22 protein-coding genes and 1 tRNA gene are annotated in these 24,553 nt (G+C 65.9%); 7 read left to right on the plus strand and 16 right to left on the minus strand.

Annotation, left to right across the window (positions count from 1 at the left end; genetic code table 11):
- The 10 genes from LDZ26_RS03470 to hemN form a co-directional block, all read right to left on the minus strand.
- Complete coding sequence (locus LDZ26_RS03470; protein ID WP_244848170.1) at positions 1 to 441, minus strand: hypothetical protein; 441 nt, start codon at positions 439 to 441, stop codon at positions 1 to 3.
- A gap of 129 nt (positions 442 to 570) precedes the next feature.
- Entirely contained in the window at positions 571 to 1,899 is a 1,329-nt protein-coding gene (guaD, locus tag LDZ26_RS03475; RefSeq protein WP_244848171.1) for a guanine deaminase, read from the minus strand.
- Positions 1,900 to 1,928: 29 nt separating this feature from the next.
- The gene (locus LDZ26_RS03480) at positions 1,929 to 3,299 is read right to left on the minus strand and encodes an NCS2 family permease (RefSeq protein WP_244848172.1); all 1,371 of its coding nucleotides are present in this window, start codon (positions 3,297 to 3,299) and stop codon (positions 1,929 to 1,931) included.
- A 32-nt stretch (positions 3,300 to 3,331) separates the two neighbouring features.
- Positions 3,332 to 4,354, minus strand: a complete 1,023-nt coding sequence (locus LDZ26_RS03485; protein WP_206467779.1) for an adenosine deaminase — start codon at positions 4,352 to 4,354, stop codon at positions 3,332 to 3,334.
- A gap of 42 nt (positions 4,355 to 4,396) precedes the next feature.
- A complete protein-coding gene (xdhC, locus tag LDZ26_RS03490) occupies positions 4,397 to 5,413 on the minus strand; it encodes a xanthine dehydrogenase accessory protein XdhC (RefSeq protein WP_244848174.1) in 1,017 nt (338 codons plus the stop codon).
- Between the two features lie 46 nt (positions 5,414 to 5,459).
- A complete protein-coding gene (gene xdhB, locus LDZ26_RS03495) occupies positions 5,460 to 7,865 on the minus strand; it encodes a xanthine dehydrogenase molybdopterin binding subunit (RefSeq protein ID WP_244848176.1) in 2,406 nt (801 codons plus the stop codon).
- Entirely contained in the window at positions 7,862 to 9,388 is a 1,527-nt protein-coding gene (xdhA, locus tag LDZ26_RS03500) for a xanthine dehydrogenase small subunit (protein ID WP_244848178.1), read from the minus strand. The genes xdhB and xdhA overlap by 4 nt, the downstream gene beginning before the upstream one ends.
- Positions 9,389 to 9,632: 244 nt before the next feature.
- Positions 9,633 to 10,151, minus strand: a complete 519-nt coding sequence (locus LDZ26_RS03505; RefSeq protein WP_244848908.1) for a disulfide bond formation protein B — start codon at positions 10,149 to 10,151, stop codon at positions 9,633 to 9,635.
- A 140-nt stretch (positions 10,152 to 10,291) separates the two neighbouring features.
- The gene (locus LDZ26_RS03510) at positions 10,292 to 11,671 is read right to left on the minus strand and encodes an amidase (RefSeq protein WP_244848179.1); all 1,380 of its coding nucleotides are present in this window, start codon (positions 11,669 to 11,671) and stop codon (positions 10,292 to 10,294) included.
- Positions 11,672 to 11,882: 211 nt separating this feature from the next.
- Positions 11,883 to 13,265 carry an oxygen-independent coproporphyrinogen III oxidase gene (hemN, locus tag LDZ26_RS03515; protein WP_244848180.1) on the minus strand — a complete coding sequence of 461 codons (1,383 nt, stop codon included), beginning with the start codon at positions 13,263 to 13,265 and terminating at the stop codon, positions 11,883 to 11,885.
- Positions 13,266 to 13,404: 139 nt separating this feature from the next.
- Here hemN and LDZ26_RS03520 point away from each other — a divergent pair, with 139 nt between their 5' ends.
- The 3 genes from LDZ26_RS03520 to LDZ26_RS03530 all read left to right on the plus strand — a co-directional run bounded on the left by LDZ26_RS03520 (position 13,405) and on the right by LDZ26_RS03530 (position 15,219).
- A complete protein-coding gene (locus tag LDZ26_RS03520; protein ID WP_244848181.1) occupies positions 13,405 to 13,686 on the plus strand; it encodes a YkgJ family cysteine cluster protein in 282 nt (93 codons plus the stop codon).
- 50 nt (positions 13,687 to 13,736) lie between these two features.
- The gene (locus tag LDZ26_RS03525) at positions 13,737 to 14,324 is read left to right on the plus strand and encodes a DUF1439 domain-containing protein (RefSeq protein WP_244848182.1); all 588 of its coding nucleotides are present in this window, start codon (positions 13,737 to 13,739) and stop codon (positions 14,322 to 14,324) included.
- 61 nt (positions 14,325 to 14,385) lie between these two features.
- Positions 14,386 to 15,219, plus strand: coding sequence for an undecaprenyl-diphosphate phosphatase (locus LDZ26_RS03530; protein ID WP_244848183.1), 834 nt, complete (start codon positions 14,386 to 14,388; stop codon positions 15,217 to 15,219).
- Between the two features lie 67 nt (positions 15,220 to 15,286).
- Here LDZ26_RS03530 and trmB read toward each other — a convergent pair whose 3' ends face one another.
- From trmB to LDZ26_RS03545, 3 genes are all read right to left on the minus strand, one after another.
- Positions 15,287 to 16,036, minus strand: a complete 750-nt coding sequence (trmB, locus tag LDZ26_RS03535; protein ID WP_244848184.1) for a tRNA (guanosine(46)-N7)-methyltransferase TrmB — start codon at positions 16,034 to 16,036, stop codon at positions 15,287 to 15,289.
- 116 nt (positions 16,037 to 16,152) lie between these two features.
- Positions 16,153 to 16,227, minus strand: a tRNA-Gly gene (locus tag LDZ26_RS03540).
- Positions 16,228 to 16,289: 62 nt separating this feature from the next.
- Entirely contained in the window at positions 16,290 to 16,850 is a 561-nt protein-coding gene (locus tag LDZ26_RS03545) for a YggT family protein (RefSeq protein ID WP_244848186.1), read from the minus strand.
- A gap of 435 nt (positions 16,851 to 17,285) precedes the next feature.
- On the opposite strand from LDZ26_RS03545, the gene LDZ26_RS03550 reads away from it, so the two are divergent.
- The 3 genes from LDZ26_RS03550 to LDZ26_RS03560 all read left to right on the plus strand — a co-directional run bounded on the left by LDZ26_RS03550 (position 17,286) and on the right by LDZ26_RS03560 (position 19,497).
- On the plus strand, positions 17,286 to 17,531 hold the full coding sequence (locus LDZ26_RS03550; RefSeq protein ID WP_244848187.1) for a hypothetical protein: 246 nt from the start codon (positions 17,286 to 17,288) through the stop codon (positions 17,529 to 17,531).
- A 550-nt stretch (positions 17,532 to 18,081) separates the two neighbouring features.
- Positions 18,082 to 18,402 (plus strand): hypothetical protein, encoded by a 321-nt coding sequence (locus LDZ26_RS03555; RefSeq protein WP_244848189.1) that lies wholly within the window; start codon positions 18,082 to 18,084, stop codon positions 18,400 to 18,402.
- Between the two features lie 129 nt (positions 18,403 to 18,531).
- Positions 18,532 to 19,497, plus strand: a complete 966-nt coding sequence (locus LDZ26_RS03560; protein WP_244848190.1) for a threo-3-hydroxy-L-aspartate ammonia-lyase — start codon at positions 18,532 to 18,534, stop codon at positions 19,495 to 19,497.
- 8 nt (positions 19,498 to 19,505) lie between these two features.
- On the opposite strand, the gene LDZ26_RS03565 is transcribed toward LDZ26_RS03560, so the two are convergent.
- The 3 genes from LDZ26_RS03565 to LDZ26_RS03575 are packed head-to-tail and all read right to left on the minus strand — an operon-like array spanning position 19,506 to position 22,776.
- Complete coding sequence (locus tag LDZ26_RS03565) at positions 19,506 to 20,177, minus strand: LysE family translocator (RefSeq protein WP_244848192.1); 672 nt, start codon at positions 20,175 to 20,177, stop codon at positions 19,506 to 19,508.
- Positions 20,174 to 21,169 (minus strand): asparaginase, encoded by a 996-nt coding sequence (locus tag LDZ26_RS03570; RefSeq protein WP_244848193.1) that lies wholly within the window; start codon positions 21,167 to 21,169, stop codon positions 20,174 to 20,176. The genes LDZ26_RS03565 and LDZ26_RS03570 overlap by 4 nt, the downstream gene beginning before the upstream one ends.
- A complete protein-coding gene (locus LDZ26_RS03575) occupies positions 21,166 to 22,776 on the minus strand; it encodes a UbiD family decarboxylase (RefSeq protein ID WP_244848194.1) in 1,611 nt (536 codons plus the stop codon). Before LDZ26_RS03575 ends, LDZ26_RS03570 begins: the two co-directional genes overlap by 4 nt.
- 587 nt (positions 22,777 to 23,363) lie before the next feature.
- Between LDZ26_RS03575 and LDZ26_RS03580 the strand changes: the two genes are divergently transcribed.
- Positions 23,364 to 24,512, plus strand: coding sequence for a lytic transglycosylase domain-containing protein (locus LDZ26_RS03580; protein ID WP_244848195.1), 1,149 nt, complete (start codon positions 23,364 to 23,366; stop codon positions 24,510 to 24,512).
- The last annotated feature ends 41 nt before the right edge of the window (positions 24,513 to 24,553 follow it).

Here is a 24,553-nt window from a genome sequence, read left to right on the forward strand (position 1 = left end):
CTAACGGCCTTTGCAGAAGATCGCCGTGATGAAGGGCGCGACGTGGTGTACATCCGCGTCGCTGCCCGCTGCGTCGACCTTTTCCTTCACGGCGTCGTCGCTCGCCCAGACGACCACGCCGTAAGCCGAATCCGCGATCGGCTCACCGTTGCCCTGTTTGAACATCGGATCGTCCTTCTGGTAGCCGACGACCGCATACACCTTGAAACCGTATGCCGTCAGCGTCGCGCCTTTGACCGCCTTGAATGCGTTGACCGAGTTCGGCTCGACACGCATCGGCTTCTTCTCGATCAACCCGTCCTGCTGAAGCGGCGCGATGAAGTCGTGCGCGGTGGAGCGGCAGTCGAGTTGCGCTTCGATTGCGCGTGCATGCGACGGCGCGGCCGACATGGCGAGCGCAATGGATGCGGCTAGGCGAAAGAAAAGCGCAGCGGCCTTCATAACGAATCTTCACGGTGACGGACGAAAGCTTGCACTTTAGCGAGCCTGCAAAGATTGTGCTCGGATGAGCGCGTCCGGTCCATCCCGCAAGGAAAAACGCCCTTCGTCAGAAGGGCGCTTCTTGAACACTCAGGCCGCCAGTTCCAGCGCCGTCGTCCTGCGCCGCTCGCGCTCGTGCACGCGCTTGCCTGCCGCGTAGGTCTCGGACACGGCGCGGTCATCGCCGAGCAGCGCGAACGCGAACAGCAGTTCTTCCAGCGACTCCACGCGCGCCGTGCGCCGCGCGAGCAGCGGCGTCGCGGCCGGATCGAGCACCACGAAATCCGCTTCGCTGCCGGGCGCGAGCGTGCCGATCTTGTCGTCGAGTTCGAGCACTTGCGCCGCGCCCGTCGTCGCGAGCCAGAACATGCGCGTCGCGCTCAGGTGATGCCCGGTCAGACGCGCGACCTTGTGCGCTTCGTTCATCGTCTGGAGCATGGAGAACGACGTGCCGCCGCCGACGTCCGTCGCGAGCGCGACCGGCATCTTCGACGCGCCAGCTTTCTCGAAATCGAACAAGCCGCTGCCGAGAAACAGGTTCGAAGTCGGGCAATGCGACGCCACCGCGCCCGTTTCGGCCATGCGCTGCCGGTCGGTATCGTCGAGGTGGATGCAGTGGCCGTACACCGCGCGCCGCCGCAATAGGCCGTAGTGATCGTAGACGTCCAGATAGCTGCGGTGCCCCGGAAACAGGCTTTCGACCCACTTGATCTCGTCGGTGTTCTCCGCGACGTGCGTCTGGATGAACACATCGCGGTGCTGCTGCGCGAGCGCGCCGCACGCTTCCAGTTGCGCTTCCGTCGATGTCGGCGCGAAACGCGGCGTCAGCGCGTAATGCTGACGCCCGCGGCCATGCCAGCGCGCGATGAGCTCGGCGCTTTCGTCGTAGCCGGATTGCGCGGTGTCACGCAGGAACTCGGGGCAGTTGCGGTCCATCAGCACCTTGCCCGCCACCATGCGCAGATTGCGCGCCTCGCTTTCGGTAAAGAACGCATCGGCGGATTGCTTGTGCACCGTGCAGTAGACGAGCGCCGTGGTCGTGCCGCAGGCGAGCAGTTCATCGAGGAAAAAGCTCGCCGTCTCGCGCGCGACGGCTGAATTCTCGAAGCCGCGCTCGGTCGGAAACGTGTACGTGTTGAGCCACGGCAGAAGACCCGGCGCGGGCGACGCGATCATGTCCGTCTGCGGAAAGTGGATATGCGAGTCGATGAAGCCTGGCACGATCAGCTTGTCGCGCATGGTGTGCACGGTCGCGTCCGCGCCGAGCGTGTCGCGCAGCGACGCATACGCGCCCGCCGCGACCACCTTGCCGTCCTCGACGATCAGAAGGCCGTCGGCCTCGTACACCGCGCCGTCGGCGGCGAGCGCGGGGTCTTCGCGGAAGGTGAGCAACTGGGCGCGGTAGGCGGTCTGAGTCATGGTGCAACGTCTCCGATTTCTAGTGATGTCTACAACTGCGAAAGCAATACGAGCGAGAAGGCCGCGATGATCCACATCGCCGGCTTGATTTCCTTCGCGCGCCCGGTCGCGGCCTTGAGCACGACGAACGCGAGAAAGCCGTACGCGACGCCGTCGGTGATCGAGTAGGTCAGCGGAATCAGGATCATCGCGAGGAACGCGGGAATGGCTTCATCGAAGCGATGCCATTCGATCTGCGTGATCGCTTCCATCATGAACACGCCGACCAGCACGAGCGCGGGCGCGGTCGCGATCGCCGGAACGAGCGACAAGAGCGGCGAGAGGAAAAGGAACGGCAGGAAGCACAACCCCGCGACTACTGCGACGAGCCCGGTGCGCCCGCCCGCCGAAATGCCCGCCGCCGATTCGATATACGCGTTCGCGGGACTCGTGCCGAGCGGCGCGGAAACGAGCGCGGAGAACGCGTCGACCATCATCGACTGGCGGATGTTGCGCGGGTTGCCGTTCGCGTCGAAGAGCTTGCCGGCCTCCGAGATCGCCATGAACGTGGAGAGCGCGTCGAAGAACGACGTGAAGAGCATCACGAAGATGAACGGCCAGTAGACCACTTTCAGCGCGCCCGTGAGGTCCAGTTGCCAGATGCCCGAAAAGTCCGGCGCGGAGAACAGGCCGTTCCAGTTCACCAGCGTTTTCGTGGCGATGGCGGCGGGCCAGTACGCGGTGCCGTCGCCCCAGACGCGGCCGATAGGAATGGCGATGATCGTCGTGAACACGATGCCGAGCATCAGCGCGCCGGTCACTTTGCGCGCGACCAGAATCGTCGTGACGGCGAGGCCGATCAGGAACGTGATGACCACCGGATTGAGCGAGGCCGAATGCACGATGGTCACCGGATCGCCGACGACGAACTTCGCGTTCACGAGCCCGATGAGGCTGATGAACAAGCCGATGCCGCACGACACCGCATGGCGCAGGTTCGCGGGAATCGCATCGACGACGAGCTTGCGCGCGTTGAACACCGCGAGCACCGCGAAGATCACGCCGGCCCAGAACACGCAGCCGAGCGCCGTTTGCCACGGCATCTTGCCGCCGTGGACCATCACGAAGGCGAAGAGCGCGTTCATGCCCATGCCGGGCGCGACGAGCACGGGGTTGCGCGCGTAGAGGCCCATCGCGCAGCTGCCGAGAAAGCTGACGATGACCGTTGCCGTGAGCGCCGCCGGGAACGGCACGCCGGCCTGCGAAAGAATGCCCGGATTGACGACGATGATGTACATCGCCGTGAGAAACGTCGTGATGCCCGCGACGATCTCCGTCTTCGTACGCGAGCCGGCCGCGCGAATGCCGAAGAATCGTTCGAGGGCGGTGGTGTCGCGTTGTGTTGTTGCTGTGGTATCCATCTGTCTTGCTTTAGTGCGGTTAGTGCTTGGGTTTATTGCTTCCAGTACGCGTCGAGGCGCGCGACCATCGCGGCGCGTTCCTCATCGGTGACGAACGAGGCTTCCAGGCTGTTCTTCAACAGCGTGTAGACCTCTTTGTCGGACAGCTTCAGCGCATCGACGATGGCGAAGTAGTTCGCGTTGACGTAGCCGCCGAAGTACGCGGGATCGTCCGAATTGATCATCACCGCGACGCCCTGATCCAGCAGGTCTTTCAGCGTGTGCTTGGTCATGTCGTCGAACACGCAGAGCTTGATGTTCGAGAGCGGGCACACGGTCAGCGCGATGCGCGCATCCGCGAGACGCGCGACGAGCGCCGCGTCCTCGATGCTGCGCACGCCGTGATCGACGCGATCCACCTTGAGCACATCCAGCGCTTCGTAGACATACGCGGGCGGGCCTTCCTCGCCCGCATGCGCGACGAGCTTCAGGCCGCGCTCGCGCGCCTTCGCGAAGACGCGCTCGAATTTCGACGGCGGATGCCCGCGTTCCGACGAATCCAGCCCGACGCCGATCAGCCGGTGCGCGTACTGATCGAAGAGCGGCAGCGCGCTTTCATATGTGGCCAGCGCGTCTTCCTCGGAAAGATGACGCAGGAAGCAGAGAATCAGCTTCGACGTGAGGCCGCGCTTTTCGCCTTCGGCAAGCGCGCGCTCGATGCCCGCGACGACCGTTTCGATGGCGACGCCGCGCTCCGTATGCGTTTGCGGATCGAAGAAGATCTCCGCGTGCGTGACGTGGTCGGCGAGCGCGCGCTCGACGTAGGCCATCGTCATGTCGTAGAAATCGGCTTCATGCAAGAGGACGCTCGCGCCCGCGTAGTAAATGTCGAGGAACGACTGCAGATCGGTGAACGCGTACGCGGCGCGCAGCGCGTCGATGGAGTCGTACGCGAGCTTCACGCCGTTCCTTTCGGCAAGCGCGAAGATCAGTTCCGGCTCGAGCGAGCCTTCGATGTGAATGTGCAGTTCCGCCTTCGGCGCGCGCGCGATCTTGTCGGCGAGTGTGGGATTCATGGGCTGGGTTCTTATGTCGATGCTAGGGGCTTCCGCTCGGGGTCAAGCGGTCTGTTGCGACGACGCGGAAAGCTCGGCACGCGCTTCCACGGCCTGCAGCAGCTGGGCGGCCGCTGCGACGGCGATCACTTCCGGCGCTTTGTCGACGATGCCGTCTATGCCGATCGGACACACCATTCTCGCGATGCGCGCGGGGTCGATGCCGCGCGCCGCGAGCCGGTGCTCGAACTGCCTGCGCTTCGTGTGCGAGCCGATCATGCCGAAGAACGCGAAGTCGCCGCGCGCGAGAATGCGTTCGGCCAAAACGAGATCCACCGCATGGTTGTGCGTCATGACGATGAAGTACGTGCCCGGCGGCGCGTTGTCGACGGCTTCGTCGGGCGCGTCGTTCGGCTCGATCGTCACGTTGTCCGGCACGAACTGCGCGGCGGCAAACGCGGCGTCGCGCTCGTCGACCCATCGCACGTGACAGGGCAGCGTGGCGAGCACGCGCACGAGCGCCGCGCCCACGTGACCCGCGCCGAACAGCACCACCTGAAAGTCGCGCGGCGCGATGGTTTCGGTGAGCAGCGCGCCGCTCTCGTCGAAGCCCGCGCCGTCCCACAACAGGCAGTCGGCGTTGTCGGCGCCCGGCTCGGGATCGGACAGCATCACGGCGTCGGGCATCGGCGCGAAAGAGACGCTGCGCACCGTCGAAAGCCCGGCTGCCGTGCGTTTGGCGAGCGAAGTCACCCAGTTCAGGTCCGATACGTCGAGCCGCTCGAACGCGAGCACGACCGCGCCGCCGCAGCACTGGCCGAGGCTCGGACCGAGCGCGAAACGCTCGAGCCTGCGCATGCGCGGGCTGCGCATGCCGTCCTTCAGCACTTGCCGGGCGGTTTCGATCGCCTTCCATTCGAGATGGCCGCCGCCGATGGTGTAGCGGGCGTCCTCGCGCGTGACGATCATCTTCGTGCCCGGCTCGCGCGGTGCGGAGCCTTCGACACGCGCGACCGTCACGAGCACGACGGCGTCGCCGTGCGCGAGCAGGTGTTGCAGGTCGTTCAGCCAAACTTGCATGGATGAGGCTCCGGGAGAGGATCGGGTTGTTGCGTCGTCGCAGGCGCTAGTTTACCGGGGCGGCGGACTCGGCTTCGACGGCAAGCGAAGCCAGCGCGTCGAGAATCGCTTCGGGCGTGGCGGGCGCGCGCAGCTTCGGCGCGTGCTGCGCGTCGGGCGAAGCTCCCGCGATGGCCGCGCGGATCGCGAGCAGCACCGAAAACGCCAGCAACAGCGGCGGCTCGCCGACCGCCTTGGAGCGGAAGATGGTCGGCTCGACATTCTCGTTGCCCGCGCCGCGAAAGAGCGCGACGTTGAACGCGGCGGGCGTGTCGTTGACGGCGGGAATCTTGTAGGTGGAAGGCGCGTGCGTCATCAGGCGTCCGTCGCGGTTCCACCACAGCTCCTCGGTCGTGAGCCAGCCCATGCCCTGAATGAAGCCGCCTTCCACTTGGCCTAAGTCGATGGCCGGATTGATCGAGCGCCCCGCGTCGTGCAGCAGGTCGGCGCGCAGCAGCTTCCATTCGCCGGTGAGCGTATCGACCACCACTTCGGAGACCGCCGCGCCGTACGCGAAGTAGTAGAACGGATGGCCGGTCAGCGTCTTCGCGTCCCAATGGACTTTGGGCGTGGCGTAGAAGCCGTCGGACCACAACTGCACGCGCGCCAGATACGCGGCCGCGACGAGTTGATCGAAAGGCATCTGCCCGCCGTTCGCCTCGACAACGCCGCCGTGAAAGCGCACGTCGGCCGCTGCGCCGCCGAGCTGCTTCGCGGCCAGTTCCGCGAGGCGCTCGCGGATGGTCAGCGCCGCCGCTTCCGCCGCCTTGCCGTTGAGATCGCTTCCAGTGGATGCCGCCGTCGCCGACGTATTCGCGACCTTCGACGTATCGGTGGCCGTCACCCGCACGCGCGCGAGGCCGATGCCGAGCACGCTCGCCACCACCTGCGCGACTTTGGTATTGAGCCCCTGGCCCATTTCCGTGCCGCCGTGATTGACGAGCACCGAGCCGTCCTTGTAGACATGCACGAGCGCGCCGGCCTGATTCAGAAACGGCACGTTGAACGAGATGCCGAACTTGACCGGCGTGAACGCGATGCCGCGCTTGAGCACGTCGTTGGTCGCGTTGAACGCGGCGATCGCTTGGCGGCGCGCGTGGTAATCGCTCGTCGCGATCAACTCGTCGGTGAGCGGCGCGAGCACGTTGTCCGCGACCGTCTGGCCGTACGGCGTGACATTGCGCGCGTCGATGCCGTAGTAGTTCGCGCGCCGCACATCGAGCGGATCGCGCTTCAGCCGATGCGCGATTTCATCGAGCATCACTTCCATCACGAGCGCGCCTTGCGGGCCGCCGAAGCCGCGAAACGCCGTGTTCGACTGCGTGTTCGTCTTGCAGCAGAACGCGCGGATATCGACATCGCTCAAGAAGTACGCGTTGTCGAAGTGGCAGACGGCGCGCGTCGCGACCGCGCCCGACAAGTCCGCCGAATAACCGGCCCGCAGCGCGATCTCGACGCGCGCGCCGACGATGCGCCCGTCGTCGTCGAAGCCCGCTTCGTATTCGTAGACCGCGTCGTGGCGCTTGCCGGTGATCATGAAGTCGTCGTCGCGGTCGGCGCGCAGCTTCACGGGGCGTTTCAGCACATGCGCGGCGAGCGCCGCGACGCACGCGAACACCGCCGATTGCGATTCCTGGCCGCCGAACCCGCCGCCCATGCGCCGGCATTCGCACACGACCGCGTGCGTCGGCCAGTCGAGCATGTGCGCGACGACCTGCTGCATTTCGCTCGGATGCTGGGTTGAGCTGTAGACGAGCATGCCGTCCGATTCCTTCGGCACCGCGTACGCCACCTGGCCTTCGAGATAGAACTGTTCCTGCCCGCCGACCTCGAATTCCCCGGCGATGCGATGCTTCGCGCCCGCGATGCGCGCGTCCGGATCGCCGCGTTTCAGATGCAGCGGCGGCAGCACGAACTGCTTGCGCGCCTTGGCTTCGCGCGGCGTGAGCACGGCTTCGAGCGGCTCGTAGCGCACGACATCGTCGCTTTTGGCGAGCGCGGCGGCGCGGCGCGCCAGGTCGTGCGTCTCGGCGATCACCGCGAACACCGGCTGGCCGAGGTACTGCACTTCGTCGGCAGCGAGGATCGGGTCGTCGTGCAGCACTGGGCCGCAGTTGTTCTCGCCGCAAATGTCGGCGGCGGTCAGAACCGCGACGACGCCGGGCGCGGCGCGAACGGCATCGAGATTCATCGAGACGATGCGCGCGTGCGCGTATCGCGACAGCCCGAGCGCCGCGTGCAGCGTGCCGCGCAATTCGCGGATGTCGTCGGTGTAGACGGCCTCGCCGCTCACATGCAGCGCCGCCGATTCGTGCGGCAGCGCGGCGCCCGCGGCATCGGCGTCCACGTTGGCGGGGCGGGCTGCGGCATCCAGTGCCGTATCGAGTGCGATCGGTTCGCTCGCCTTGTTCATGGCTGCTCCTCGGAGATCGACGCATGCGCGGCGTACGCGAACGCGTTCACTTGGGCCAGCGCGAGCGGCGCGTCGGCGCGCGTCTCCAGATGAAAGCGCCGCAGCAGGTTGCGCGCCACCTTCGCCCGATAAGCGCTGGATGCGCGCATGTCGGTGAGCGGCTGGAAGTCGGCGTCGAGCGCGTTCATCGCGGCGCGCACGGTGTCGTCGCTCCACTGCGCGCCGATGAGCGCCGCTTCGGCCTGCGCCGCGCGCTTGGGCGTTGCCGCCATGCCGCCGAATGCGATGCGTGCGCTCGTCACGCGATGGCTGTCGTCGAGCCGGATCGCGAAGGCGGCGCATACGGCGGAGATGTCCTGATCGTAGCGCTTCGCCGCCTTGTACGTCCGGAACCGCAAGTCCGCGCCCGGGCGCGGCACGCGAATCGCCGCGACGAATTCGCACGGCTGAAGCGCGGTCTTCTGATACGCGAGATAGAACGCGTCGAGCGGCATCGTGCGAGTCTTGTCGCCGAGTTGCAGCACGAGTTCGGCGTCGAGCGCGATGAGCGCGGGCATCGAATCGCCGATCGGCGAGCCGTTCGCGATGTTGCCGCCGAGCGTGCCGGCATTGCGGATCGGGCGCGACGCGAAGCGCGTCCAGAGTTCGGCGAGTTCCGGGTAATCGGCGGTGAGCGCGGCATAGGCGTCTTCGAGCGATGCCGCCGCGCCGATCGTCAGCGTCTGCGCGTCGCGTTCGATGCGCTTCAGTTCCTCGACGTTGCCGATAAAGAGGATGTCGCCGAGATCGCGAAACTGCTTGGTGATCCACAGGCCGATATCGGTGCTGCCCGCGAGCAGCCGCGCGTCCGGGTTCGCTGCCCGGAGGCGGGCGAATTCGGCGCGCGTGACGGGCGCATGGAACGCCGGCGCACCGAAGGCTTCGCCGCGCGCGTCCGGCGCGCGGTACTCGAACGTCTGATCGCGGCGCAAGCCGGCGAGCGTTGCGCGGATCGCATCGCGGTCGAAAGCCGGCGGCGGGTAGTCGAACATGCGCTCGGCGGCGTCGATGATCGGCCGGTAGCCGGTGCAGCGGCACAGATTGCCGGAAATGGCGGCGGCGATTTCGTCGCGCGACGGCGGGCCGGCATCGCGCGGATGGGCGTGATACAGCGCCCACAGCGACATGACGAAGCCCGGCGTGCAGAAGCCGCATTGCGAGCCGTGGCAATCGACGAGCGCCTGTTGCACCGGGTGCAGCGCGCCGTCCGCGTTGCGCAGATCTTCGACGGTGAACAGCGCGCGCGAATCGAGCGTCGGCAGAAGCTGGATGCACGCGTTGACGGCCTTGAGCGCGAGCTCGCCGGCTGAATCGAGTTCGCCGACGACCACGGTGCAGGCGCCGCAATCGCCTTCGGCGCAGCCTTCTTTGGTGCCGGTGCAGTCGTTCGCGCGCAGATGCTGAAGCACGGTGCGCGTGGCGGGCGCATCGGCGATGTCGCGGACGATGCCGCGGTGCAGGAAGCGGATGGTGTGCGTTGTCATGAGCCGGGCAGGGACATTGCGGACCAGGCGCGCGTTACGCGGTTTCCGCCTGCATCCCGAAATTCGGGCATGTCATGCGGACTGCGCGCACGTAGATCGCCATCCAGCCTCGACCATAGCACCGCAATATCCCAAAAATATTTTTGGGATCGTATTCAGATTATGCGGAAGCGCTGATGCGGGGAAGTGAAATGCGAGAGAAAGGCAAGACGCGCGGGCCGTGAATGCCCGCGCCGAAGGCAAGTCAAAGCGCCGCCGCCCGCGTTTTGCGCCTCGACCGGAGGCTCAACGCAACGAGCGCGAAAATAATGGCGAACGCGACCAGCGACCACTGCGGCAGCGAGAGCCCGAGAATCGGCGGATAAGCGGTCTCGCAAAGCCCCGCTACCTTGAAGACTTGCGGCAGCCAGCGCGCGGGCGGCAGGCTGTCGACGACGGGTTGCAACGCGTCGAAGCCGCAGCTGAAGCCGGGATTCGCCTGAATGTAGACATGCCGCGCGGCCGTGGCCAGCCCGCCCAGCGCCGAAAGCGCGACCAGCGCCTCCAGCAGCGCGACGCCGCGCCAGCCGTTGAAGCCCGCGCCGAGAAACGCGAACACGGCGATCAGCACGAAGAAGTAGCGCTGGATGATGCAAAGCGGACACGGGTCTTCGCCACGGAAGAACTGCAGATACAGCGCCCCGGCGACGAGCGCGAGACACACGAAGCCCAGGAGCGTCAAGAGCCGACGCTCGCGGCGCAGCGCGCGGTCGTCCTCGTGCATCGTGAATTGATGTAGATGGTTGTTCATTATTTCGCAACGTTTCGAGAAGGAAGCACCTGACCGGGCGGGCATCGCGCAGGAATTCTAGCGCGATCGCCCGGCGCGAAACACAGCCGCGTTTTCGTGACCGATGCGGCGTGTCAGCGCGTCGTCTCCAGCACGGCTTCGACCGCGCGGCCGATGGAGAGCAGCGTGTCGTCGGCGTTCGGCGCGCCCGCGAGCATCAGGCCGACCGGCGCCTCGCCGCGCCGATGACACGGCAGCGACAGCGCGCAGGCATCGAGGAAATTGAAGGTCGTCGGGTTGCGCAGCACGAGCGCGTTGGTGCGCGCGAAACGGTCGTCGTCGGTCTCAAGATCGACAATGCGCGGCGGCAGCACGGGCACCGTCGGGCAGACAATGGCGTCGAAGCGTTGCCAGAGCGTCGTTCGCGCGGCCTCGATCATGGCGGCGCGGGCTTCGCACAGTTCGATGTAGTCCGCGGCGCTCGCGGATTCCGCGCGCATCAGGCGCGCGAGCACGCGCGGATCGTATTCGCTTGCGTGCTCGGCAATCAGCTTGCGATGCCACGCGTACGCCTCGATCGCCACCAGCCCGAAGCGGTTGATTTCCGGCAGACGGTCGAGCGGCGCGAAGCGCACGTCTTCCACCAGCGCGCCGGCAGCGGCGAGATGATCGACCGCCGCCTGCACGGCCTGCGCGACAGGCGCTTCCACGCCGTCCGTCACGTAATTCGTGAGCACGCCGAGGCGCACGCCGTCGAGCGGGCGGGTGGCGGGCACGTCCGGCTCTCGCCCCGCGAGAATGCGGTCGACGAGCGCGCAACACGCGACCGTCGCGCCGATCGGGCCGAACGAATCGAGCGTCTTGGAAAGCGGCACGCCGCCTTGCTTCGGAATGCGGCTCGCGGTCGGCTTGAAGCCGGTCAGGCCGCAGAACGCGGCGGGAATGCGCAGCGAACCGCCCGTATCGGTGCCGAGCGCGACGGCGGCCATGCCGTCCGCGACGGATGCCGCCGCGCCCGACGACGATCCGCCCGCGATGCGCGCGTCGTCCGGCCCGTTCGCCCGGTACGGCGAGCGGGGCGTGCCGTAGTGCGGATTCAGGCCGAGCCCCGAAAACGCGAACTCGCTCATGTTCGTGCGTCCGACGATCACCGCGCCCGCGCGGCGCAGGCGCGCCACCGTGACGGCGTCGGCGCGGGCGGGCTCCGCGTTCGCCAGCACGCGCGATCCGGCGCGCGTTACCTGACCTTCGACATCGAAGAGATCTTTCACGGACACCGGAATGCCCGCGAGCGGCGAGAGCACTGTGCCTGCGCGGCGCAGTGCGTCGTGGGCGTCGGCGGCGGCGCGGGCGTGTTCGGCATCGACCTGAAGGAACACGGTCGAGCCCTGGCCGTTGGGATCGGCGATCCGTTCCAGCGCGGTCTCGACGAGCGCGCGGCTCGTCGTGCGGCCGCACTTCAGTTCTGCGGCGAGGAGGGCTAGCGGGGGAAACTGCGGCGAAGTGGTCGGCATGGCATCGAGCAGTGGCGTTGCCGGCGGTGGCGCAGGCGAAGCGTGCGGCGGGCTTCGGTCATCGTGCCGGCGGCGGTCCGATGCGGGCGGCGGCGCGGCGCATCGGCGGTGAAAGGGCGGGCGGTTGGCGAACTGAAGCCGGACGCCCAGGGTGGCTGTCATTCTAAGCCAGCGCAGTAAGAAATACCCGACCTCGCGATGAGTCGTGTGTTTAGATCGTCCGCGAGAACCGCCGGAGGCTCGCCTGCCCCAGATAGCGGTCGAACACCGATGCGACGTTGCGCACGAGCATGCGTCCGGCCGGCAGCACGCATATGGCGTCCGGCGCGATGTCGATGAGGCCGTCGTCGGCCATCGGCGCGAGGCGCGCGAGTTCGGCCGCGAAAGCGTGTGCGAAGACGATGCCGTGTTCGCGCTCGACGTCGGCAAAGCGCAGCGCGCCGCCGCACATCAGCCGCATGATGACGTCGCGGCGCAAGACATCGTCAGCGGAGAGACGCACGCCGCGCTGAATGGGGAAGCGGCCCGCGTCGATGGCGGCTGCGTAGTCGGCGAGATCGCGCGCGTTTTGCGCGTAGACGTCGCCGACCTTGCCGATGGACGACGCGCCGATGCCGATCAGATCGCAGTCCGCATGCGTGCTGTAGCCCTGAAAGTTGCGCTGGAGCGTGCCGGCCTCGAAGGCGCGGGCGAGTTCGTCGCCGGGCAGCGCGAAATGGTCCATGCCGATGTAGACGTAGCCCGCATCGCTCATCCGCTCGATCACGCGCTCCAGAATGGCGAGCCGCACGGCGGCCGAAGGCAGCGCCGCTTCGTCGATCTGACGCTGCATCTTGAAGAGCGCGGGCATGTGCGCATAGCCGAACACGGAGACGCGGTCCGGCGCGAGCGCGATGATCGTATCGAGCGTGCGCGTGAAGCTCTCGACGCTCTGATGCGGCAAGCCGTAGATCAGATCGACGCTCACCGACTCGAAGCCGTGCTCGCGCGCCGCGCGCATCACGTCCTCGGTCATCGCGCGCGGCTGGATGCGGTTGACGGCCTGCTGCACGCGCTCGTCGAAATCCTGCACGCCCAGGCTTAACCGGTTGAAGCCGAGTTCGCGCAGCACTTTGATGGTTCCGACGGACGCTTCGCGCGGATCGACTTCGATCGAATATTCGGCGCGCGCATCGGGCACGAGATTGAAATGCTCGGCGGTGGCGGCCATGAGTTCGGCCATCTCGCCGTGCGAGAGGAATGTCGGCGTGCCGCCGCCCCAGTGAAGCTGCGTGACGGGGCGGCGCGTATCGAAGCACGCGGCCTGCATCGCGAGTTCGCGCTTCATGCGGTCCAGATACGGGCGGGCGTGCGCGCGGTTTTTCGTCGCGACCTTGTTGCAGCCGCAGTAGAAGCAGACGGTGTCGCAGAACGGAATGTGGAAGTACAGCGACAGATCCGCCGATGCGCCGCCTTGGCGTGCGGCTTCGAAGTAGTGCGCGGGATCGAACGCATCCGTGAACTGGACGGCCGTGGGGTAGGACGTGTAGCGCGGGCCGTGCGCGTCGTAGCGCGCGAGCAGGTCCGGGCGAAAGAGGGTGTCGGCGAGAGTCATGGGCAGCCTTGAAGTTGCGCCGATCTTACGCGGGCGCGTGCGCGCGCGCCTTGCGTGATAACGTCGCAGCCGCTTTCCGGGGTGCTCCTGGCCGGCATGGGACAATGGCGCCTTAGCCGCTGTCTCGTCCGCTTTCGCCATGTCTACTTCGTCTTCGTCCCCTCATGCCTGCCGCGAAGGATGCGGCGCGTGCTGCATCGCGCCGTCCATCACGAGCGCCATTCCCGGCATGCCCAACGGCAAGCGCGCGGGCGAGCCGTGCGTCCAGCTCGACGATGACCTGCGCTGCAAGATCTTCGGCGATCCGCGCCGGCCCGCGTGCTGCGGCGGCCTGCAGCCGTCCGCCGAGATGTGCGGCGAAACGCGCGAGCACGCCGTTCAATGGCTCGCGCGGCTCGAAATCGACACGCAACCGCAATGAACTTCGTGTGTCCAAGCACCGTCACGACATTCAGTAGAGGAGATTCCCGCATGCCACGACCCGTCGCGCCGCTCAGGCGCCGGTTGCTGCTGGGCGCGCTCGCCGCGTGGCCGGCACTCGCGCTCGCATCGACGGCGCATGCCGCATCCATCTTTCCGTTTATTCCGGACCACTACACATTCTCGCAAAAGCAGGTACAGGAAGCGGTCGCGCGCAAGTTTCCGCTGGAACGCACCGCGCGGCAGATTTTCGATGTCGTGCTGAGCAATCCTGTGGTCGGCATGGCGGCGGACCGCAACCGCGTCACGGTGCGCGTGGATGCGCGTCTGTCCACGCCCTTCATGCCGAACCCGGTGAACGGCGCGTTCACGTTGTCGACGCAACTGGCCTACGACGCACCGAGCCGCTCGGTCGTGCTCGTCTCGCCAACAGTTGACGATTCGCAGCTAACCGGCGACGCTGCCCAGTACAACCAACAAATCGCGGCGGCCGGCGCGCTGCTCGCCGCGCAATTGCTCGACCGCTATCCGATCTACACGTTCAAGCCGGAAGAGCTGCAATTTGCGGGCGTGTCTTACGAACCCGGTACAATCACAGTCCTTACAAACGGCATACGCGTTCAGATTGTCGAGAAGTGATTCGAAATCTCGGCGCGCACTGCTGCACACCCACAGCAAAAAAGCGAACAAGGGCTGACGGATGGACTGGATTTTGATGGTGAAGGCGCTCGTGCTGGGCGTCGTGGAAGGCTTGACGGAGTTTCTGCCGGTGTCGAGCACGGGGCACCTGATCGTCGCGGGCAGTCTGCTGAATTTCACCGACGCGCAAGCCAAGACGTTCGACGTCGTCATTCAGTTCGGGGCGATTCTGGCGATCTGCTGGGAGTACCGCGCGAAGATCGGCTCGGTGGTGGGCGGCCTCGGCAGCCGTCCGGACGCGCGGCGTTTTGCGATCAACGTCATCATCGCGACGATTCCGGCCATCGTATTGGGCCTGTTGCTCGAGAAGAAGATCAAGTCGGTGCTGTTCTCGCCGGTGCCGGTGTCGGTCGCGCTGATCGTCGGCGGGATCGTGATTCTCTGGGCGGAGGCGCGCCAGCGGGATCGCGGGGCGCCGCCGCGCGTGCATTCGGTGGATGACCTCTCTTACGCCGATGCGCTCAAGGTCGGCATCGCGCAATGTCTCGCGCTGATTCCGGGCACCTCGCGTTCGGGCGCGACGATCATCGGCGGCATGCTCTTCGGGCTGGAGCGCCGCGCGGCCACCGAATTCTCGTTCTTTCTCGCTATTCCGATCATCTTCGGCGCGACGCTCTACGAAATGGCCAAGTACTGGCGCACGCTCACCGTGAACGACCTCGGGCTCTTCGCCATCGGGCTCGTATCGGCGTTCGTGAGCGCCTTCATCTGCGTGCGCTGGCTGCTCCGTTACGTCGCCTCGCACGATTTCACGGCATTCGCGTGGTATCGCATCGGCTTCGGGCTGCTGATTCTGATCGTCGGTTATAGCGGCGGGCTGAGCTGGGCGGACTAATCGGGCTCGCGTGCCGCACGAACGACAACGCCACGGCTAGCCGTGGCGTTGTCGTTTTCAGCGCGACTTACTTGCGGCGAAAGAGCAGATCCCAGACGCCGTGTCCGAGCCGCAAGCCGCGGCGCTCGAACTTCGTCACGGGCCGGTAATCCGGACGCGGCGCGTAGCCGTCCGCGGTGTTTTCGAGCGTCGGTTCCGCCGACAGCACGTCGAGCATCTGCTCCGCGTAGTTCTGCCAGTCGGTCGCGAGATGCAGATAGCCGCCCGGCTTCACGCGCGAGCTCAGGAGCGAGACGAACTTCGGCTGGATGAGCCGGCGCTTGTGGTGCCGCGCCTTGTGCCACGGATCGGGAAAGTAGATGTGCACGCCGTCGAGACTCGCGGGCGCGATCATGTGTTCGAGCACCTCGACCGCGTCGTGCTGAAGGATGCGGATGTTGCCAAGCTGCTGCTCGCCGATCAGCTTCAACAGCGCGCCGACGCCCGGCTCGTGCACTTCGACGCCGATGAAGTCGTCGCCAGGGCGCGCGGCCGCGATTTCGGCCGTCGTCGCGCCCATGCCGAAACCGATCTCCAGCACGCGCGGCGCCTGCCGGCCGAAGACGGCGTCCCAGTCCGCCAGTTCCGGCGCGTACGGCACGACGAAACGCGGACCCAGTTCGTCCATCGCGCGTTGCTGCCCCGGCGAAACGCGGCCCGCGCGCGTCACGAAACTGCGAATACGCCGATGATGCAGCGGCTGCGATGCCGCACTCTCGCTACGCTCACCGGCGGCATGCGCGTCGTCGTCGTGGGAATCGTGGGATTGGTCGTTCATGGCGGGATCGGAAGGCGAAGAAGCGTCGCGCGGAAACTAAAAAGCCGCCTCGCTGTATGGAAGGCGGCTTTCGCTTATTTGCTGCTTAATTGCTGCTTATGTGCTGCTCGTCATTCTGGAGCGGGCGATGGGAATCGAACCCACGTCAGTAGCTTGGGAAGCTACGGTAATAGCCATTATACGACGCCCGCGTGAGCCGACTATTGTAAGCGCAACGCGCGCCGCCGCGCAATCGCGGGCGGCGCGGCCTCACTCAGATGCCGAAGAGCGTCATCGAGACCGCGACGCGCGTCACGACCATCAGCAGCACCTGCACGATCACGAAAAGCAGGATCGGCGACAGGTCGATGCCGCCCAAACGGGGCAAGATGCGGCGCAGCGGCTCGAGAAACGGCGCGGTGATCTGATAGAGCAACGGCATGGCCGGCGACTGCGGATTGAGCCACGAAAGCAGCGCCATCAGAATCGTCATCCAGATGATGAGGTTGAGCGCCCACTTCACCACCGTCAGCGCCGCGACGAGCAGAAGCATCGGCAGCATGACCGTCGGATCGACGCCGGCGAGATAGACCATCAACGTCACATAGACGAGCGCCGCGATATAGGCGGCGACAATGCTGGCCCAGTCGATCTTGCCGCCCGGCAGAATCTTGCGCAGCGGCAGCACGATCCAGTTGGTCGCCTGCATGACGGCATTCGAAACCGGGTTGTACGGCGGCATGCGCACGACCTGCATCCACGCGCGCAGGAGCAGCGCCGCGCCGAACAGGGTGAAAACGGTATTGAGCAGAAAACGGGCGATATCGCCGAACATCTCGGGTCCTCTGGAAAACGTGCGCGGGACGAGGGCCGCGCCGGGGTCGGGAAAAGCGAAGGAACGAATGACGCTGGCAGCCGCTACGACGGTCGCCGCGACAGATGCTGGCGTGGCGCGGCGAACGCGCCCGCTGCGTCGCGCGAGTCGTAATGAGTGACCTTGATCATTGTTCGTTCTCTGGACTGGATGTCATGTGAAGTCGTCGCGCTCGTGCCGCTGCCCGCGAGCGCCGCGATTTCTTTCTCTTGCAAGCCACTGGCGCCTTGCGTTCCCCGCCCACCGTCGATGCCGGTGGCGCGCCGGACGTCACCATAACATGGCTGCGGGGCGGCTTGGGCGCGTTGTCGAACAACGGCGAGCGTTTCCTCTCACAGTCGACTGAAAGGCGATCGCAAGCATAGCGTATGTGCGCGCGCATTGCCGCAAACCCTGATGTTGCCGCCGCACGACGCTTTCCGCGAGCGCGTTTCACGCAAAGATGGCAGCATAGGACGACAGAAAACGATTGAATCAGACGCCGTTACAGATCTGGCGGCATTGCGCCGGTTAATCCATGGCATGTTTTCTGCTGGTTTAATCCTGTTTATGTGGTTCACCGCACGCGGCTTGCGGGTTTTGGTTCTTTTGCGAACATTGATGAACGAACCGGGCGCGAATACTAAAGACAAGAGTGATTAACGGAAACGCATGGTCCGCGTTTTAAGCGGCTGCTTTCCTCCACGTTTCAAAACGCTACGTTCGGAGGTCGCATGAGCATTTTCTCTTATCGAAAGCATCTGCGTTTCTTGAGCCAGGCGCAAAGGCGTCGGTGGTGGGATCAGAAGAAGCGATTGACGCCGCGTGTCGTAATCGGTGGGGCGTATGTCCCGCCGAATGTCACGCGCGAATTCGCTTATGTCAAAGTAGGCTGATCGCCTCAAAAGGAGTCGAGACACAATACACAGCCCCGCCGGACGGTCAGTCCGGCGGGGCTTTTAATTTGATTTGTAAAGATGCGTTACTGCAATCGCACGTTCGCTCGACGCAGCTAGATGGACGGTGCGCCGTCCACCTTGCCGCTCGGCCGGTTCCTAGCCCGGTGCATCGCCAGCCCGCCCGCGCGGCATTCGCAGACCTTGCAATTTGCAACAAATGGCCCGAGCGTCCGCGTACGTTTTTCGCTAAATTCAGAGTACGCAGCCGCGCGACCGGATGGACCGGTCGGCCCTAAGCGGCGAGGAGAACCAAAGTGAAAAAGCTCGGTAGTTTATTGATCGCCGGCACCCTTGGCCTGGGTGCCGCGGGTGTCGCGCAAGCGCATGTTTCGGTCGGGGTCGGTATCAGCGTGCCGGCGTATCCGGTGTATCAGGCGCCGCCCGCGCCGGTTTATGTCGCTCCCCCGCAGCCGGTTTATGTCGCGCCGCCACCGCCTGTCGTTTATGGGCCGCCGCCGGCCGTCGCCGTGGGCGGCTATGGATACGGATATTACGGCCGTCCTTATTGGCGGCACGGGTATTATGGCCACCCATATGGCCACGGTTACGGCTACGGTCACGGCCGCTGGCACTAATAACCGATTTTCGCGATCGACCGCAGGAGCCCCGCAAGGGGCTTTTTCTTCGGCATCGCTGAAACTGGCTATTCCGGTTTGCTTCGGAACTGGCGAGAATGGCGTTTTTCCGACGCCACTTCACATCCGATGCTTCCACTTCCTGCCCCGACTTTCGATGACGTCGCCGATGCCGCCCGCCGTATAGACGGCGTCGCGCATCGCACGCCGGTTCTCACGTCCCGCACGGCGGACGAAACCGCCGGCGCGTCGCTCTTCTTCAAGTGCGAGAACTTCCAGCGCATGGGCGCTTTCAAGTTCCGCGGCGCGTTCAACGCGCTTTCGCATTTCGACGACGCCCAGCGCGCGGCCGGCGTCATCACGTATTCGTCGGGCAATCACGCGCAGGCGATCGCGCTATCGGCCAAGCTCGCCGGCATCCGCGCGACGATCGTCATGCCGGAAGACGCGCCCGCCGCGAAAATCGCGGCGACGCGCGGCTACGGCGGCGAAGTCATCACGTATGACCGCTACACGCAGAATCGCGAGGAGATCGGCCGCGTGCTGGCCGAGGAGCGCGGCATGACGCTGATTCCGCCGTATGACCATCCGCATGTGATCGCGGGGCAGGGCACGGCGGCGAAGGAATTGATCGAAGAAACCGGGCCGCTGGATTACCTCTTCGTGTGTCTCGGCGGCGGCGGGCTGATCGCGGGCTGCGCGCTCGCGGCGGCGGCGCTGTCGCCTTCGTGCAAGGTCATCGGCGTCGAGCCGGAAGCCGGCAACGACGCGCAGCAGTCGCTCGCGCGCGGCGAGATCGTGCATATCGAGGTGCCGCGCACCATCGCGGACGGCGCGGCGTCCACGCACGTCGGCGAATACAACTTTCCGATCATCCGCAAGCATGTGGAGCGCATCGTCACCGTGAGCGACGCGCAACTCGTCGATACGCTTCGTTTCTTCGCCGAGCGCATGAAGATGGTCGTCGAACCGACCGGCTGCCTGGCGGCAGCGGCCGTGCTTCAGAAGGTCGTGCCGGTGGAGGGCAAGCGCGTGGGGGTGATCGTAAGCGGCGGCAACGTCGACTTGGCGCGCTTCGCGCAGTTCATCGCGTGAAGCGGGCGTCAGGACGCCGCGTGAACGATCAGATCGCGGTAGCCGTTGACGATCACGCTGTACGCGAAATAAGCGAACAGCACGGCGGACATCACATGGCACGCGCGCAGGAGGCGCGTGCCGGCGCGCTTGCGGCCGTGGGCGGCGAGCGTGCAGACGAAAAGCGTCCAGCCGAGTCCGCCGCAAAAGAAGCCGAGCAGAAACACCGACGCGCTCATCGGGCTCGTTGCCCCGGCTTTCGCGATCAGCGCGCCGCCGACCGCCGCGAACCACAGAATCGCGCTCGGCGATGAAACCGCGAGCAGGCATCCGCGCAGGAAGCTCTTGAGATGGCTCTGGCGCGGCGCGCGCGCATCCGCTTCGCCCTCGACGGGCGGCGCGGACGCGGGATTCAGCGCCTCGCGCGCCATCTTCCACGTGAGAAACAGCAGCACGATGGCCCCGCCGATCCACACGACCCAGCGCACGGCGGAGAATTGCAGCAGCGCGGACATGCCCGCCAGCGCCAGGGCGGCGTAGAACAGGTCGCCGAAACACGTCCCGAGGCCGAGCACGAGCCCAGGCTTGAACCCGTGCGACAGCGCGAGCGAAATGATCGCGACGTTGGCGATTCCGATATCCAGACACAGCGACAGCGACAGGAAGAAGCCGTCCGACATCAACGACCACGAATGCGTCATGCGTGCTCCGTGAGCGCGAGCGTGACGTCGAGATGGCCGGTCGGCACGCGCATCGTGTTCAGCATCGGCGGGTGACGGAAATCGTCGAGCGCGGCGCGTTGCTCGCGCGTGCCGATGTCGAGCAGCTGCAGCACGTGCGCGACGATCGCGTGCAGCACGTTCGTGTTGCCGTCTTCGACCTTCACCGCAATACCGAGCGCGCCTTCCGGCCGCTTTACGCCGATCGCATAGCTCGCATCCGCGCCGGTCTTGCCGACGAGCGCGCCGCCGTACGCCCGCATCAAGCGCGTGCAGAAGCGTCCTTCGCCCGCGACGAGTTCCGGATGCGAGGTCATCGCGCGATAAATGCGCCCGAGCGGCGAGCCGTCCGGCGCATCGGCGATCTTCATGTAAAGCCGCGCGAGGCGGTCGAGCGGGAAGGCGGGCGTCGGCGAATTGCATCCGTCGATGGCCCAGAGCACGTCGCCGAACGGCAGATCGACTGCCTGCGCCGTCGCTTGCTTCACGCGCGCCTGCAGCGGATGCTCCGGCAAGTGATAGCCGTCGAGCGCCGCGTTCATGGCCCGCGCGCCTGCCAGCATGCCGGCATGCTTGCCGGAACAGTTGCTGCACACGGGCGTCGGCGTGAAATCGCGGCGAATCCAGTCCTTGTGGACGGCATCCGATAGCGGCGGATGGCCGCCGCACCGCAGATCGCTCTCGCTCGCGCCGGACTTCACCAGCATCGCGCGGGCGCGTTCGATGTGGCGCGGCTCGCTGCTATGCGAGCCGCACATGAGCGCGAGATCGGCTTCGTCGAAGCCGAACTGTTCCAGCGCGCCTGTTTCGATCACGGCAAGCGCCTGCGCCGGCTTCGCGGCCGAGCGCGGCAGCGTCACGCGATGCGGATCGCCGAACGAATGGAGCAGACGGCCGTTGGCATCGACCACCGCGACATGCGCGACGTGCGTGTTCTCGATTGCGTTTCCCCGATACAAGGTCGCTGCGATCATGCGTTTTTCCCCGCGTCGTCCAGTCCGATTTCGGTCCAAAGCGCATCGACGCGCCGCTTGACGGCCGCATCCATCGTGATGGGGCGGCCCCATTCGCGATTGGTCTCGCCCGGCCACTTGTTGGTCGCGTCGAGTCCCATCTTCGAGCCGAGGCCCGCGACCGGCGACGCGAAGTCGAGATAGTCGATCGGCGTGTTGTCGACCATGACCGTGTCGCGCGTGGGATCGACGCGCGTGGTGATCGCCCAGATCACTTCCTTCCAGTCGCGCACGTTGACGTCCTCATCCACCACGACGATGAACTTCGTATACATGAACTGCCGCAGGAAGCTCCAGACGCCGAGCATCACGCGCTTGGCGTGGCCGGCGTAGCTCTTCTTCATCTGCACGATGGCCATGCGGTAGCTGCATCCTTCGGGCGGCAGATAGAAGTCCGTGATCTCGGGAAACTGCTTCTGCAACAGCGGCACGAAGACTTCATTGAGCGCGACACCGAGCACCGCCGGTTCGTCGGGCGGCTTGCCGGTGTAGGTCGAGTGGAACAGGGCGTCACGGCGCAGCGTGATTTTTTCGACGGTAAAGACCGGAAACCACTCCTGCTCGTTGTAATAGCCGGTGTGATCGCCGTACGGACCTTCGAGCGCGTGTTCGTAACGCGCGGCGGCGCCTGTCGACGGACGCGGCGGCGCGCCTTCCGGCGCGGGCGGCACCGCGCCTTCCTGCGGATAGATGAAGCCTTCGAGCACGATCTCGGCACGGGCCGGGACCTGCAAGGTATCGACGCCCGGCGTCAGGCACTTCGCGAGCTCGGTGCGCGATCCGCGCAGGAGGCCCGCGAACTGATATTCCGAGAGCGTGTCGGGAACCGGCGTGACCGCGCCGAGAATGGTGGCCGGGTCCGCGCCCAGCACGACCGCCACCGGATACGGCTTGCCCGGATTGGCGAGCGCGAACTCGCGGAAATCGAGGGCGCCGCCGCGATGCGCGAGCCAGCGCATGATGAGCTTGTTGCGCCCGATGAGTTGCTGCCGATAGATGCCGAGGTTCTGCCGCGTCTTGTTCGGCCCGCGCGTGACGGTGAGGCCCCACGTGAGCAGCGGTCCGGCGTCGCCCGGCCAGCAGGTCTGGATCGGCAGACGCGCGAGGTCCACGTCGTTGCCTTCCCACACAATCTCCTGACAGGGCGGCGCGCTCACCGACTTGGGCGCCATGTCCCACACGGCCTTGGCGAGCGAGAGCAGCTTGCCGGCGTCCTTCAGGCCGCGCGGCGGCTCCGGTTCCTTGAGCGCGGACAGCAGCCTGCCGATATCGCGCAGCGAACTGAGCGCGGCGGTGTCGCTGCCGAGGCTCGCATCGGCGCCCGGCTGCGCCTCGGTTTCGATGCCCATGCCGAGCGCCACGCGCCGGGTCGTGCCGAAAAGGTTCGCGAGCACTGGCATGGTGTGACCGGTCGGCGCTTCGAAAAGCAGCGCCGGGCCGCCCGCGCGCAACACGCGGTCGGACAGTTCGGTCATTTCAAGGATGGGGGAGACAGGCTGCGGGATGCGGCGCAGTTCACCGAGCGCTTCGAGGCGGGCGGTGAAGTCGCGCAGATCTTTATATTTCATCGATGGTCGGACGAGGACTCGAGGCCGCCACAAGGAGCGGGACGGGCGGGACGGCTGCGCGCTAAGCGATTGTCGATTTTACCTGCGTGTCAGTCCGTGCGCTGGGAGACATTCAGGACATTCCGCTGGAAACCGCCTCCGGCACGTGCGCTGGCGCTCCTAAACAGTGTTCATTATTACTGTAAGTAATTGAAACGGAACGGTATAGCATTGACGGATCATTAAACCCTGCTAGAATCCCTTCGCATCCATTGCAGGTTTTGAAACTTTTTACCTTAGCCTCAGGTCTTTTCTCAGACGCTATGCGTCGCCTGCGCCGCACCTGCCCGGCGATTCATGGCTGTTGGTTGTCACGGCCGGCGTTATCGAACGCCGGTTTTTCGCGTGGGAAGCCATCTGCGCATCAAGGGCATGCTGTTCGTGTCGCGCACTCCGGCCGCTTTTGCCGGTTCGGCTTTCCAGACGGCGCATGCCGTTTCCCCGATGCCGCTTACGCCTTGCCAAGAGCGAGCGGTGTCTGATTTGCGCTTTCGAACACCGGTTTATTGGTATTCATCAGCCTAAATCATGCAACATTGGGAGCATCGATGAACGCTTGGTTATCGTGGCGTCCTGACACTCGCGTCGCGCAAAGTTTGCGCACCGCGCTGCGTCGTGGAAGCCGTATGAGTCACTATCTCTTCAGCCTGGTCGGTTGCGCGGCCATCGTCACGGCGCTCGCGCTGTGGCTCCTGCCGTCCTGGCGCACCACCTTTGCCGCACGGATCATGCCGTTCGTGTCCGCCGCGGTCCAGGCGGGTCCTGCGCGGCTTCTGGCCGGCCAGCCGCTTCCGCCGTTCTCGGCCGTGCATCGCCAGCGGGCGGACGCCGCGCCGGTCAGCCTCGCCGCGAACCCGGAACTGCCGGCTGCGCCGCCGGCGCAGGTGCCGTCGCTCGGCGCCGCCGCCACCGACGACGAGAGCACCCGTCAACTGACGGGCGGCATCAGTCTCGCCGTGTCGCCCAACGGGCTCGATCCGCGCACGATGCCTTCGGTCAGCTTGCTGGCGAGCGCGATTCCGGCGCAGCGCATCGTCGCCGATGCGCGCGACGACCGCGTGCTCGTCTCCACGCGCGAGCAGAAGCTCGTTGCCAGCTTCATCGCGCGGCGGTATCGCGTGGCCGAAGAGCCGGTCAGCGACCTCGTGCGCGCCGCGTTCGACACCGGCCGCGAAGTCGGTCTCGATCCGCTGCTGCTGCTGTCGGTGATGGCCATTGAATCCGGTTTCAATCCGTACGCGGAAAGCGGCGTCGGCGCGAAAGGGCTGATGCAGGTGATGTCAAAGGTGCACTCGGACAAGTTCGAGTACTTCGGCGGCAGCCACGCGGCGCTCGATCCGCTCGCGAACATCAAGGTCGGGGCGCTGGTGCTGAAGGACTGCATCGCGCGGGGCGGCTCCGTGGCGGGCGGCCTGCGCTACTACGTCGGCTCGACCTCGCAGGACGACGGCGGCTATGGCGCCAAGGTGCTCGCCGAGCGTGCGCGTCTGCGCGATGTCGCGCGCGGCCGCAACGTGCCGATCAACGCGCCGCAGGCGCCGGTTCAGGCCGCGCCGAAGCAGGTGCTGGCGTCCGCCTCGGCGGATACGGCCAAGCGCGTTCACGTGACGATCGACGGCGCGAAGAAGGCCGACGCGCAGGACGACAGCGATTCCGGCGAGTCGAAGCACGCCGCGTCCGCAGAACTGGGCGCTTGATCGGTCAGTCGGACGGTCGGACGGTCGGGCAAAAGAAAAGG

It is taken from the genome of Caballeronia sp. SL2Y3 (assembly GCF_022879575.1).
In the GTDB taxonomy this organism is placed as follows: domain Bacteria; phylum Pseudomonadota; class Gammaproteobacteria; order Burkholderiales; family Burkholderiaceae; genus Caballeronia.

What these genes read in the sequence shown, in the direction of transcription:
- LDZ26_RS03560 (WP_244848190.1), top strand. Translation starts at nt 18,532, where the DNA reads ATGCTTCCACTTCCTGCCCCGACTTTCGATGACGTCGCCGATGCCGCC.
- LDZ26_RS03530 (WP_244848183.1), top strand. Translation starts at nt 14,386, where the DNA reads ATGGACTGGATTTTGATGGTGAAGGCGCTCGTGCTGGGCGTCGTGGAA.
- LDZ26_RS03575 (WP_244848194.1), bottom strand. Translation starts at nt 22,776, where the DNA reads ATGAAATATAAAGATCTGCGCGACTTCACCGCCCGCCTCGAAGCGCTC.
- LDZ26_RS03470 (WP_244848170.1), bottom strand. Translation starts at nt 441, where the DNA reads ATGAAGGCCGCTGCGCTTTTCTTTCGCCTAGCCGCATCCATTGCGCTC.
- LDZ26_RS03485 (WP_206467779.1), bottom strand. Translation starts at nt 4,354, where the DNA reads ATGAATCCCACACTCGCCGACAAGATCGCGCGCGCGCCGAAGGCGGAA.
- xdhA (WP_244848178.1), bottom strand. Translation starts at nt 9,388, where the DNA reads ATGACAACGCACACCATCCGCTTCCTGCACCGCGGCATCGTCCGCGAC.
- LDZ26_RS03480 (WP_244848172.1), bottom strand. Translation starts at nt 3,299, where the DNA reads ATGGATACCACAGCAACAACACAACGCGACACCACCGCCCTCGAACGA.
- hemN (WP_244848180.1), bottom strand. Translation starts at nt 13,265, where the DNA reads ATGACTCTCGCCGACACCCTCTTTCGCCCGGACCTGCTCGCGCGCTAC.
- LDZ26_RS03505 (WP_244848908.1), bottom strand. Translation starts at nt 10,151, where the DNA reads ATGCACGAGGACGACCGCGCGCTGCGCCGCGAGCGTCGGCTCTTGACG.
- LDZ26_RS03510 (WP_244848179.1), bottom strand. Translation starts at nt 11,671, where the DNA reads ATGCCGACCACTTCGCCGCAGTTTCCCCCGCTAGCCCTCCTCGCCGCA.
- LDZ26_RS03565 (WP_244848192.1), bottom strand. Translation starts at nt 20,177, where the DNA reads ATGACGCATTCGTGGTCGTTGATGTCGGACGGCTTCTTCCTGTCGCTG.
- LDZ26_RS03580 (WP_244848195.1), top strand. Translation starts at nt 23,364, where the DNA reads ATGAACGCTTGGTTATCGTGGCGTCCTGACACTCGCGTCGCGCAAAGT.
- LDZ26_RS03545 (WP_244848186.1), bottom strand. Translation starts at nt 16,850, where the DNA reads ATGTTCGGCGATATCGCCCGTTTTCTGCTCAATACCGTTTTCACCCTG.
- xdhC (WP_244848174.1), bottom strand. Translation starts at nt 5,413, where the DNA reads ATGCAAGTTTGGCTGAACGACCTGCAACACCTGCTCGCGCACGGCGAC.
- LDZ26_RS03520 (WP_244848181.1), top strand. Translation starts at nt 13,405, where the DNA reads ATGTCTACTTCGTCTTCGTCCCCTCATGCCTGCCGCGAAGGATGCGGC.
- LDZ26_RS03525 (WP_244848182.1), top strand. Translation starts at nt 13,737, where the DNA reads ATGCCACGACCCGTCGCGCCGCTCAGGCGCCGGTTGCTGCTGGGCGCG.
- guaD (WP_244848171.1), bottom strand. Translation starts at nt 1,899, where the DNA reads ATGACTCAGACCGCCTACCGCGCCCAGTTGCTCACCTTCCGCGAAGAC.
- LDZ26_RS03550 (WP_244848187.1), top strand. Translation starts at nt 17,286, where the DNA reads ATGTTGCCGCCGCACGACGCTTTCCGCGAGCGCGTTTCACGCAAAGAT.
- trmB (WP_244848184.1), bottom strand. Translation starts at nt 16,036, where the DNA reads ATGAACGACCAATCCCACGATTCCCACGACGACGACGCGCATGCCGCC.
- LDZ26_RS03570 (WP_244848193.1), bottom strand. Translation starts at nt 21,169, where the DNA reads ATGATCGCAGCGACCTTGTATCGGGGAAACGCAATCGAGAACACGCAC.
- xdhB (WP_244848176.1), bottom strand. Translation starts at nt 7,865, where the DNA reads ATGAACAAGGCGAGCGAACCGATCGCACTCGATACGGCACTGGATGCC.